We start from the raw sequence: 11,740 nt of genomic DNA, 5'->3' as shown, positions 1-11,740 counted from the left end.
ATGAGAACTTACTTAACTACTATAAATCGATTTTTTTTAAGCACTCTTTTTATTCTTTCACTGCCAATCCATTTGCAGGCTCAGAATAAAATCAAAATAGTCTGCAACTACGATGACGCCATTATATCAAAAGTTGATGATGCCTCAGATGCAACCTTGACCCGTTTGGGAATAGGTTCAGTGGATTTCAAACTTGAAAAGGACTCCAAAAACAAGCTTTTAGTAACCAAAGAGGGATATGAACCGGTTTATGTGGAGTTTCCCAAAACTGACAAATATGAAAAGGAGCACCTTGTATTCTTGGAAAATAGAGAGGTCTTGATCGAATCTGACCATGAGGACGCCATGATATTTAGTGGCGATGCGCATGTTGGCACCAAAACCGCGAAAATTATCATCCCTAAAGACGAATCCGTCGCTGTCTTTGTCAATAAGAGTGGATACGTTACCCAAAAGTTTGAATTTCACAATAAGCCTGATAGCCAATCCCCACCCATCAAACAGCAAGTGCTCCTGAAGGACAGGATTGTCAATCTTGAAAATCTACCCGAAGGCGCATTGGTTGCGCTAGGTGATGGTGAGCCTTTGCCAAAAATTTCAAAAATTGAAGTTCCTTTTGGCAAATGTGTAGAAGTTCACATCAGTAAAGAGGGTTTTGCAGGTGTTACAAAGGAGTTTTGCAACATCGCAGGTGCGGACAATGCACCTCCTATCAACCAAAAAATAGTAATGGATGACAGGGTTGTCAAAATAAGTGCGAGCCCGGAAGATGCTTCCATTGCTTTGAATGGAAAAATGGAAGGGTTTGGAAGCCTGGAAATCTTAATCTTAAAGGGTAAATGTCAGAGGGTTACCATTGCCAAAGATGGTTATATTACCTTTTCCAAAAATTATTGTAACCAGCCAAACGCTGAGGCATTGCCGGTGTTGGAAGATGTTGTTCTATTGGAAGATGAAGCTTACGGCTTATCTGTTCTTTCAGAAAAAATCAACACAAGATTACCTTTGGCTACAAGGGCTTCAATATCTTCTGCAGATGCATGGAAAATACTTATCTCTATTGTCACCAAAGAGTTTGATGTTTTGGAAACTGTGGATTTTAACGCCGGTTACCTGATTACAGCATGGAAGGTAGACACCTTCAATAATGAGACACTCACCATAAGGTCAAGAGTGATAATCACCCACAATGGTGATACCTCCGAAAATAATTATTCTTTAAAAATGGTTTCTCAATATGGAAACGGTGGCCCCGATAAATTAGAGGATTCAAATTTCAAAGACTGGAATAGAATCTTGAAGAAATATTTTGATATCTTGGATGAAATAGAAATGCGTTTGCAATAAAGCAAACGCATTGATTTTTACCCTTCATTCAATTTAAATGGAGGCAATTTATAAAATACTATTTATTACAAATACCTGCTTTTCACCACCATCAGCTTTTCTCTTGTCATTTCCCTCATAGTATAAGGTATTCCTCCCAATCCTTTTCCTGAAGCATCCCTGCCACCAAATGGCATCCAATCCACCCTGAATGCCGTATGGTCATTGACCATCACCGCGGTGGCATTGAGTTTTTGGACGGTATCAAATGCAACGTCAATGTTTTTGGTAAATACAGCCGCCTGAAAATGGTAATCCAAAGCATTTGCGAGACGGATGGCCTCTTCTCGGTCGGAATAAGGATAGACACTTACAACCGGACCAAAAATCTCTTCTTTTGATACTTTGGAATCTTGAGATGGATTCCATAATACGGTCGGTTCATAGCATGTCGCAGAAATCCTCTTGCCGCCGCACAAAATCTCAGCACCGTGTTTTTTGGCTTCTTGAACCCATTCTTCAATGCGGTCGACCTCTTTGGGATGAATCAGAGGCCCAACCTCTGTCATTTTATCCAATGGATCTCCTACTACAAGTTTTTGTGCCTCCGATGCTATTTCTTCAGCTAACTTTCGCGCGATGGATTCATGGGCAAATATCCTCTGAACTGATACACAAACCTGTCCTGCATGATAAAAACCTCCTTTCACCAAAGCGGGTACCATCTCCTTAAAATCAGCATCGGGCTCTACTATTACGGGTGCAGCACCGCCATGTTCGAGGGCACATCTTGTGCCGGGAGCGAGCTTGGATTTGAGATACCAACCCACTTTTGCGGAACCGATAAAGGTTAGGTAATTGATCCTTTTGTCCATAACCAGCAATTCGGAAGCCTCATTGTCCATGACCAATACCTGGACCCAATCTTTGGGTACTCCGGCTTTGTACAAAATCTCAACAAATGCCAGGCAAGTCAATGGGGTAGTGGAAGCAGGCTTGACAATCACAGGGCAGCCTGCTGCAAATGCTGTTACGGTCTGGTGCACAATGAGGTTTAGAGGATGATTGAAAGCCGAAATCGCGGCTACAACGCCTATGGGTTCACGTGTGGTGAATGCCATTCTGTTGACTGAAGATTGTGTCAATCCCATCGGAATCTGTTCCCCGGTCAATCTCCCGATTTCTTCCGCCGCGATTTTGACACCATTTATGGCACGCAGGACTTCTACTTTTGAATCCTGATAGGGTTTTCCTCCTTCACTGATGGCTGTTTTTGTCAATTCTTCCAAATCATCTTGCATCAATTTTCCTACTTTTTCCAAAATAGCAATTTTTTCATAGGATGGAATCCATTTGGTCCGGTCCGCAAATAAAGTATTTGCTTTTTTTAATGCCTTTTCAACCTCCTCTTTACCCGAAAGGGGTATTTCTTTTAAAAAGGATTGGTCAAATGGAGCGTATACTTTTAAGGTTGTATGGTTCATAGTTTTTCGGTTTTTTCTTTCAACATCACATTTAAAATGGCATGATTCAAGGAATAATCTATCGGAAGATCGATGATATGCACCGAAGGGATAGTTAAACAATGTTCCAATATTTCCTGAAAATCAGCGTCATTATTGGGCCTATGTCCTTTGGCCCCATAGCTTTCCGCATATTTAACAAAATCAGGATTATTGTAGTCCAACCCAAAATCATCAAACCCCATATCCTCTTGTTTCCATTTGATCATGCCATATCCACGGTCATTGATTATAATTACTGTAAGGTGCAAACCAAGGCGAACTGCAGTTTCTATTTCCTGTGAATTCATCATAAAACCCCCATCCCCACATACCGCAATGACATTTTTGTCAGGATTGAGCATTTTTGCCATCATCCCGGAGGAAAGACCTGCACCCATGGAAGCCAAAGCATTATCCAAAATCAAGGTATTTGGTTGGTAGCAGGTGTAATTTCTTGCAAACCATATTTTGTAAACACCATTATCCAAGGTGATAATATCCTTGGAATCTAATCTTTCCCTCAACAGGTACACCAACCGCTGAGGTAATATTGGAAATCTTTCATCATGAAAATAGGTGGAAAGGTGTTCACCAACCTCTATTTTAACTTTTTTGAAATAGGCAAAATCCCAATCTTTCTGTTTTTGGATTTTTTCTACCAATTTAAAAACCGATCCTGTGATGTCACCTACCACATTTAATTGTGGAAAATATACCGGATCCACTTCAGCAGGGGAAAAATTGACATGGATTACTTTTTTTCCTTCAGGTTTCATGAAAAAAGGAGGCTTCTCAATCACGTCATGTCCGATGTTAATAATCAGATCCGAATCCTCTATGGCAGCATGAACAAAGTCATTGCTTGACAAGGCAGCTGTTCCAAGGTATTGAGGATGTCGTTCATCAATTACACCTTTTCCCATTTGAGTGGTGAAAAAATAAATACCTGTTTCATCCACAAATTTCCTTAATGCCTCACATGTTACTTTTCTGTTAGCCCCAGCACCTATCAGCAACAATGGTTTTTTGGATTGATGGATCATATCTACTGCAAGATCTAAAGCCACTTCATCAGCCTTTGGGATAATATGGCCTACCACATCAAAGACATGTGATTCACAATCCTCTTGGGCAATATCTTCGGGCAATTCGAGATGCACAGCCCCGGGTCTTTCTTCTATGGCAATTATAAATGCCTCCCTGATACTTGAGGCTATATGGTTTCCGTTGACTATCTGCTTGGTATATTTGGTTACTGACTGCATCATGTCCACGACATCTATGATCTGAAACCTAGCCTGCTTGCTTTTTTTGATGGGTTTTTGTCCGGTGATCATCAACATGGGCATTGCCCCTAATTTGGCGTATGCTGCGGGTGTCATCAGGTTTGTAGCACCCGGACCCAAGGTAGAGAGGCACACACCCGGTTTTCCGGTCAGCCTTCCATAGGTTGCGGCCATAAATCCCGCGCCTTGTTCATGTCTTGTCAAAATGAATTTGATGGAGGAATTTTTAAGGGATTGTAACAAGTCAAGATTTTCTTCTCCGGGAAGGGCAAAAATGTATTCAACTCCTTCATTTTCCAATGCCTTGACAAAAAGATCAGATGCTTTCATAAAATAGTTGTGGTTAATTAAAAGTTGTTCTTCTTAGTTATTAACCACAAAAAATCCAAAATAATTTCACCCCCCTAAGATTCAATATGTCAGATTAACGGTTGTTTCAATTTCATTAATCGATTTTTTAATGTTTTGGCCATTATTCGGATAGGCAAAGTATATTGAAAATTTATCTTGGATTAAGAATTTATTTAAATTAGATTTTATATGTAAATAATTGAAAAACAGTATCTTGACTCTAAATAATTAAATTAGTTTCTTTAGTAAATAATGAATTAAAAATTATAATTAATCTTACTTTTTGCAAATAATATTTTTTTATATTTATAAGAATAATATAAATTTTTATGATTCACCATTTTAACAAAATCATATTATGAACCTTACCAAAAACTTTTATCTTGATGAAATGTTGGCCAGCCAATCTGCTGTTAGGCTTGGCTTTGACGAGCAGTTTACCCCAGACCAAGCTGTTATCGATAATCTTAGAGCCTTATGCCAGAACGTCCTGCAACCATTAAGGGATGGACTTCAAAGGGCTATACTTACTAGCAGCGGATATAGGTGCCCAAGAGTCAATCAAGCGATAGGGGGAGCGAAAACGAGCCAACACCTTTTTGGGATGGCCGCTGATATCAATGTAAGCCATTTGACTACAGAACAATTATACCAAAGGATCAAAAAGAGCGGGTTGGTTTTCGACCAGTTGATCCAGGAATTTGACAGATGGGTCCATGTTTCTTATAATTCTGATCTCAATGCCAACCGGCGCCAATGTCTGAGAGCAGTCAAAGAAAACGGAGCAACAAGGTACATTCCTGACTAAAAAATCTCTAAACCAAATAAAGAAAAATACGAGTGTAGGATTCCTTAATAAATTTTGAATTTTACACTCCTGTTATCTCCCTGAATTTGACGCTTTGTCTTTGGCTGAGATCAATTTTTTGACCTGTTTTCATTTCTACCAAAAGTGTGCTGTTGAAGTAAGGCTCAATGTTTTTGATAAAATTCAGGTTTAGGATAAACTGCCTGTTGGCTCTAAAGAAAACTTCCTCAGTCAGTCGGTTTTCCATGTAAGTCAATGATTTGTGAAGCAAGGCTTTTTTGTTTTCAAAATATACCTTCACATAATTTCCCTCGCTTTCTATGAGGTATATGTCCCTGATGGGAACGAAATAGCATTTTTCGCCATCCTTGATAAATATCTTTTTATCTATGCCGAGTTTTTCGGATTCATTTGCCTTCTCTGATTGGGTTCTTTTTTGGATTTTGTTAATCGCATCTCTTAGCCTTTCCGGATTTACAGGTTTTAAGATGTAATCCAAGGCATTGACTTCAAATGCCTGTATAGCATATTCATCATAAGCCGTTACAAAAATTACATTGGGGGTTTCTTCAAGGTTTTCAAGCAATTCAAACCCATTCATTCCCGGCATATTAATGTCCAAAAAAATCAAATCCGGCTTTAGGCTGTTGATCATTTCTACTGCTTTTGCTGCACGGTCGGATGATCCAACGATTTCCAGTTCCGGAAAAACCTTGAGCATGGTCTCCAATTCTTTGATGGCAAGGATTTCATCATCTACCAAAAAACATTTTTTATTCATGGTTTTTATATTTCAATGGATAAATAATAGACACCGATACTTTATTGGGCGATTTGGATTGGAGAAGAAGTTGGGCCTTTTCCCCAAAAAGGTTTTGAAGTCTCTTGGTCGAATTCTTCAGTCCAATACCTTTGTTTTCATTTTCTTTCAGTTCTCCTGTATTACAAACCTCCACTTTCAAAGTGTGGGAATTAGCACTTGAATTGATTTCGATGATTCCCCCGTCAGGAAGCTGCGTAATCCCATGTTTGATGGCATTCTCTGCCAAAGTAAGGATCATAGCAGGAGGCACCTTTGCGTCCAAAGTCTCTTCCTGTAGGTTGATATATACATCTAACCTGTCTCCAAACCTGATTTTTTCAAGTTCCAGATATTTTACGACCTCATTGATCTCATCTGAAATATTGATAAGAGGCGTTTTTTCATAGTTGAGTGTAAAGCGAAGCAATTCACTCAATTTGATAATTGCCTCCCGTGCTTTATCTGTGTCTATAAGCACCAAGGCCTTGATGCTGTTGAGTGCATTGAAAAGAAAATGTGGATTAAGTTGTGATTTGAGCAGTTCCAATTCCGATGTCTTGGCTATGTTTTCCATCAAAAGCTTCTGTTGGGAGATTTCTTGATTTCGCTTCAGAATATGGTAGAGGTAATAAATAATGATCCAAACTACCACATACCTAGCTATGTTCATCATCTGTCCAAGAAACTGGATCAGAAAATCTGTGGTTGAGAATAATTCCGGGCTGGCAAAAATGTATGGAATAAAAAAAGTACACACCATGATCAATGTGATGAAAAAAGTATCCAAAAGAGCCTTTCCCCAAATTTTGGAAAGGCTCTTTTCGAAAACAACAGGTTTGATAAATAATTTTTTGTATAAATGTGAGGCAATCAATCCCGAAACTGCCAAAAGGCAAAACTGGATGAAATAAGCCCAAACAAATTCCCGGATAATAAAGAATGTGTAATTGATAGTTTCGACAAAAACAATCGAAAGCCATCCTACAATCTGCAACAACCAATATTGTTGTTTTTTATTCAGTCTGATTTTTTTCATGAAACCGATTTACCGACAATTGTTCTTTGATCGGTAGTACAAATAACAGGAAAAACCTCAAGAAAAGAATTCCCACAATACAGGATTGCAGGATTCAATGGATGAATGCCTACCTGCCTACAAAATTGACCAAAGTTCCGATTTCATCGATTTCGATGCTGATTTTGTCACCGTCATGTAATGTAAAAGAGTCATCAGGTACGAGACAAGTTCCTGTCATCAGGTAGACACCCGCAGGGAAAGCCATTTCTCTAAAAAGGTAACCTGCCAACTCGGTATGGCTTCTTTTCATTTGGTTGATCGAGATTTCGCCTTCAAAGACTGTTTTGCCAAAGCGCTCGATTTTCATGTGGATTTTGGTGTCAGGATGGATGGGCTTCTCGGGGACAAAAAGGCAAGGACCTATGGCGGCTGCGTAATCATAGCTTTTGGCCTGAGGGAGATAAAGCGGATTTTCTCCTTCGATATCCCTAGAGCTCATGTCATTACCTATAGTGTATCCTGCTATTTGACCTTGGGAATTGATAAATAGGGTCAATTCAGGCTCAGGAACGTTCCATTTGGAATCTTTTCTGATATGGACTTTTCCATTTGGTTGGGCGACGCGGTAGTAGGTGGATTTGAAAAACAGTTCAGGTCTTTCTGCTTCATAGACTTTAGAATAAAATACAGCCGCACCGCTTTCCTTGGATTCTTCCATTCTTGCCTCACGGCTTCTGAAATAAGTGACGCCTGCTGCCCAGATTTCCTGAGTTCCGATAGGTGCGGTGATTTCCTTTGGTGACCAATCGATTTTTTCGGAGTTAGAAACTTCTTCCTTTAGTTTTTGAAAAAGGTTTTCACTGTTGACCAAAGTGTTCCAGTCATTTTCTTTGTATCTAAAAAATTCTGACTCAGATTCTATGATGATGCCTTGATCGGTTTTGTAAATTTTCATTGTTCAAAGGTTATTAGGTTTGAACTTGAAGTTAAATAATTATAACTGATTCATGGAAGTTAAAATGATGAAAATACTGATTAACCCTTTAAACAGATAAATAAATATGTAGGATGGTGAATATTGGGTGAATCTAAGGATGATGACTCAAAATCTATAATTCTTACCCAGCCTAAAATCTCCATGCATCTGATTAAAAAATTTAGAGCACCTATTTCAAAAGCATCATTTTTTCGTCTTCAAAAACGAAAATTTTCCCGTTGCTCAGTTCGATTTTAAGATCAAAAACCAATTCCAAATTTTCCACCAAAGAAGAATTCCATTTCAGAAACAGCCCGTCTCCTAGATAAATCCTTGGCTCGCTTTTTAAATAATCAGAGATAGTTTCGGCAGAATTTGAAGGATAATTTGAAATCAAAAAATATCCCGAAATGTCAGATCCGATTTCTATGTTTTCTTCGGGTAAAATTCCAAATTGTTTTTTGGTCGTAATCATTATTCCTGTGATGTTTTCTTTTGATACGTTTGGTGCAGGACTACAAGCGATGCCAACTTGGATAAAACCTGATCCAGGAATATAATGCTCATATTGTGAAAGAAATTCAAAATCAGATACTTCAATCAACTTGTAAAAATCCTCCTTTGGATAATAGAAATCAGGGTTGAAGGTTTGGCCCAACAAAAAATCGGTTACCTTAAAATCCTGTATGGAAAAGTCTTTGGGTGGAGCATTATTTCCACACCCACAGGAATCAAGGCATATTATATCACAGGAAACGGGTATGGCACCAAATAGTACAAGGAAAAGGAAAAAGGCTACGAAATTCTTTTGCATGATTTCAATAATTTAATCTTTCTATCAACTTGACGATTTTTTCAACCTTTATGTCCTGCTTTTTTGAATCAAAGATCGCATTGATTTCCTCTTTTTGTTGGGAATCCGAAAGGCTTTTGAATCTTTGATAGGCTTTTGGAGCATCTTGAAGACATTCCAAAATATCATCTGGGATGATTTCCGGAATTTCATCTGTGAAAAGGATAACCTTCACCCATTCTCCAACTTCCTTTTTGATGGCTTTTCTGATTGCTGCTTTTACTGGCAAAAACAATTGTCCGTTACCAAAAGGCATGAGTGTAACATTTTCAAGCTGGAAACCATCGATGCTTCCGATGACTTTCATCCATCCAAATGGAAATCTTTTTTCTTTTGGGATTTCCGGGAAAAGCACATAAGTCCAAGCTCCTTTTCCATTGAATTTTTGGAGAAGGTAATCATTGTCTATCAAAGGTCTTTTATCCATTGTCGGTTGGAAGCTTGATCAAAATCCCTTTAAATTTAAGGAATTTAAAATTCAATTTTGAATCAATATGGACCCAATCTCTTGCACCTTCCTTGCAGAATACTTAAAAAAAACCGCTATTATCATCTTGATCATTTTCCAGATAATGATAATAAACTCCTGCTCTGAAAATCCTGACTTGAAGTCAAGAAAGGTTGTTTTGGTGATTTTGGATGGAATTCCTGCTTCGGTGATCGAAAAAGTATCTACACCAAACCTAGACAGTATCGTCACTTATGGCGGGTATTCACGTGCATGGCTGGGAGGAGAAAAAGATGGTTATTCTGAAACACCGACCATATCCGCAGTCGGCTACAACAGCATGCTGACAGGAACCTGGGTCAACAAACACAATGTCAAAGACAATAATATCCAATTTCCCAATTACCATTATTGGAGTGTTTTTCGACATTTTAAGGAAACTTATCCCCAAAGGACCATTGCCATATATTCAACATGGTTGGACAATCGAACCAAATTGCTTGGGGAAGGATTGCCTGAAACAAGCAATTTAAAGTTGGATTACAATTTTGACGGATTAGAACTGGACACAGTCAGGTTTCCCCACGACACCTTGAGCCAATATATCCATGAGATAGATAAATTGGTGGCCTCAAAAGCCGCGGAAGATATCAGCACAAATGCTCCTGATTTGACTTGGGTTTACCTGCAATACACAGATGACATGGGGCATCGCTATGGAAATAGTCCCGAAATGGATGCTGCTGTCCAAGAAGCGGACCGGCAATTGGGAGAAATTTGGAACGCCGTTAGAAATAGGGAAGAAAACCTTAATGAGGAATATTTGCTGATAGTGACGACAGACCATGGAAGGGCATCAGGTGGATTTCACCACGGAGGACAATCGGAAGAGGAGAGGGAAATTTGGATCGCAACCAATTCCAAATTCAATAAACGATTCGATTACAATCCTTCCATAGTAGATGTTTTCCCCACTGTGGCAGATTTTCTCGAAATTCCAATTCCAAGAGACCATGCCATGGAGTTGGACGGGGTTTCCTTATTGGGCGAGGTTTCTGCTATTTATCTTTCAGGAAAAATTGAGGGCGGAAGATTGAAAATCAATTGGAAGAATTTGGGAGAAAAACAGGTTGGGAAAGCTTGGATCACCTTTGGAAACCAATTCCGGTATGGGAACAAGGATGCGTATATCCTGCTCGGGGAAGTAAACTTAAAGGATGAATCTGCCGAATTTGACATTTCAAAACACGATTTCCAAAATGCCAAAGTCGTATTGGAAACCCCGGCAGGCTTTCTGAATTATTGGGTTAAAAAATGAGGATCGATGGGCCTAAAATGGATGATTATACTATTTCATTTGTTAAGAACGGATAGCTGAAGCAGAAATCAAACAATACCATGATTTCTTAAATAATATCAACAAATATCCAATATCAATCAATATCATTTTAAACAAATATCATGACCGCTTCGCTTAAAGACTTTTACAATTGGTCACAAGACCAAAAATCAACCCATTTGATGCCTGCACTATTTATCGGTCATGGTTCGCCGATGAATGGCATCGCGGACAATGAATTTTCCAGGCAGTGGTCTATTTTGGGAAAGGAAATTCCAAAGCCTTCAGCTGTTTTGGTTGTTTCGGCACATTGGTTGACAAGAGGGACTTTTATCACGGCAATGGAACATCCTAAAACCATCCATGACTTTGGGGGATTTCCGAAAGAGCTGTTTGAAGTCCAATATCCTGCTCCAGGAAATCCAAATCTAGCCAAGGCAATTTCGGATTTGGTAGTTTCCACCAATATTGAATTCGACCACGAATGGGGATTAGACCATGGAACTTGGACGGTTGTGCGGCACATGTATCCTGAGGCCAATATTCCTGTGCTTCAGTTGAGTATTGATTATTATGAAAGTCCTGAGTTCCACTATCGCTTGGGAAAAGAGTTGAGGGAATTGAGAAAAAAGGGAGTTTTGGTCATTGGAAGTGGCAACATGGTACACAACCTTAGGATGGTGGCTTGGGACAAGTTGAATGAACCTGAGTTTGGTTTTGACTGGGCATTGGAAATGAATACTTTGTTTAAAACCAAAATCGGATCAAAAGACCATCGCGATCTGATAAATTATAGAAATCTTGGGCATGCAGGTAAGCTTGCCATTCCTACACCCGACCATTATTTTCCTCTTTTGTACCTTTTGGGAATTCAGGGTGAAAAGGAGGAAGTTTCTTTTTTTAATGACAAAGCGGTCGGAGGATCGTTGACAATGACTTCGGTAAGGTTTGGTTAGGAATCCTGTAAATGAAATGGTGCATTTTTATTATTAGAAAAAAACTTGAAGTTTTTTTTTAATTTGATCGAG

At 39.0% G+C, this 11,740-nt stretch carries 11 protein-coding genes; 4 read left to right on the top strand and 7 right to left on the bottom strand.

The window, feature by feature from the left end; all coding sequences use genetic code 11:
• Window positions 1-1,347 (top strand): peptidase associated/transthyretin-like domain-containing protein, encoded by a 1,347-nt coding sequence (locus tag NK987_RS01665; RefSeq protein ID WP_259262462.1) that lies wholly within the window; start codon window positions 1-3, stop codon window positions 1,345-1,347.
• A gap of 65 nt (window positions 1,348-1,412) precedes the next feature.
• Here the strand turns inward: NK987_RS01665 and NK987_RS01660 are convergent, their stop codons facing one another.
• Both NK987_RS01660 and NK987_RS01655 read right to left on the bottom strand, forming a co-directional pair.
• Window positions 1,413-2,810 carry an aldehyde dehydrogenase family protein gene (locus NK987_RS01660; protein ID WP_259262461.1) on the bottom strand — a complete coding sequence of 466 codons (1,398 nt, stop codon included), beginning with the start codon at window positions 2,808-2,810 and terminating at the stop codon, window positions 1,413-1,415.
• The gene (locus NK987_RS01655) at window positions 2,807-4,447 is read right to left on the bottom strand and encodes an acetolactate synthase large subunit (RefSeq protein WP_259262460.1); all 1,641 of its coding nucleotides are present in this window, start codon (window positions 4,445-4,447) and stop codon (window positions 2,807-2,809) included. The genes NK987_RS01660 and NK987_RS01655 overlap by 4 nt, the downstream gene beginning before the upstream one ends.
• 379 nt (window positions 4,448-4,826) lie before the next feature.
• On the opposite strand from NK987_RS01655, the gene NK987_RS01650 reads away from it, so the two are divergent.
• Window positions 4,827-5,276 (top strand): D-Ala-D-Ala carboxypeptidase family metallohydrolase, encoded by a 450-nt coding sequence (locus tag NK987_RS01650; RefSeq protein WP_259262459.1) that lies wholly within the window; start codon window positions 4,827-4,829, stop codon window positions 5,274-5,276.
• A gap of 61 nt (window positions 5,277-5,337) precedes the next feature.
• Here the strand turns inward: NK987_RS01650 and NK987_RS01645 are convergent, their stop codons facing one another.
• The 5 genes from NK987_RS01645 to NK987_RS01625 form a co-directional block, all read right to left on the bottom strand.
• Window positions 5,338-6,057: a LytR/AlgR family response regulator transcription factor gene (locus tag NK987_RS01645; protein ID WP_258423373.1), complete on the bottom strand. Its 720-nt coding sequence runs from the start codon at window positions 6,055-6,057 to the stop codon at window positions 5,338-5,340.
• Window positions 6,050-7,114 (bottom strand): sensor histidine kinase, encoded by a 1,065-nt coding sequence (locus tag NK987_RS01640; protein ID WP_258423374.1) that lies wholly within the window; start codon window positions 7,112-7,114, stop codon window positions 6,050-6,052. Before NK987_RS01640 ends, NK987_RS01645 begins: the two co-directional genes overlap by 8 nt.
• Window positions 7,115-7,223: 109 nt before the next feature.
• Window positions 7,224-8,051 carry a fumarylacetoacetate hydrolase family protein gene (locus tag NK987_RS01635; RefSeq protein WP_259262458.1) on the bottom strand — a complete coding sequence of 276 codons (828 nt, stop codon included), beginning with the start codon at window positions 8,049-8,051 and terminating at the stop codon, window positions 7,224-7,226.
• Window positions 8,052-8,262: 211 nt separating this feature from the next.
• Window positions 8,263-8,886 carry a hypothetical protein gene (locus NK987_RS01630; protein WP_259262457.1) on the bottom strand — a complete coding sequence of 208 codons (624 nt, stop codon included), beginning with the start codon at window positions 8,884-8,886 and terminating at the stop codon, window positions 8,263-8,265.
• 4 nt (window positions 8,887-8,890) lie between these two features.
• On the bottom strand, window positions 8,891-9,352 hold the full coding sequence (locus tag NK987_RS01625; RefSeq protein WP_259262456.1) for a YdeI/OmpD-associated family protein: 462 nt from the start codon (window positions 9,350-9,352) through the stop codon (window positions 8,891-8,893).
• 145 nt (window positions 9,353-9,497) lie between these two features.
• Here NK987_RS01625 and NK987_RS01620 point away from each other — a divergent pair, with 145 nt between their 5' ends.
• Window positions 9,498-10,691, top strand: a complete 1,194-nt coding sequence (locus NK987_RS01620; RefSeq protein WP_259262455.1) for an alkaline phosphatase family protein — start codon at window positions 9,498-9,500, stop codon at window positions 10,689-10,691.
• Window positions 10,692-10,834: 143 nt separating this feature from the next.
• Entirely contained in the window at window positions 10,835-11,668 is an 834-nt protein-coding gene (gene ygiD / locus NK987_RS01615; RefSeq protein WP_258423379.1) for a 4,5-DOPA-extradiol-dioxygenase, read from the top strand.
• Window positions 11,669-11,740: the final 72 nt, after the last annotated feature.

The organism is Aquiflexum gelatinilyticum (assembly GCF_024813435.1).
GTDB classification, from domain to species: Bacteria; Bacteroidota; Bacteroidia; order Cytophagales; family Cyclobacteriaceae; genus Cognataquiflexum; species Cognataquiflexum gelatinilyticum.
The sequence above is the reverse complement of the archived record's forward strand: the minus strand, read 5'-3'. Positions and strand labels throughout refer to the sequence as shown.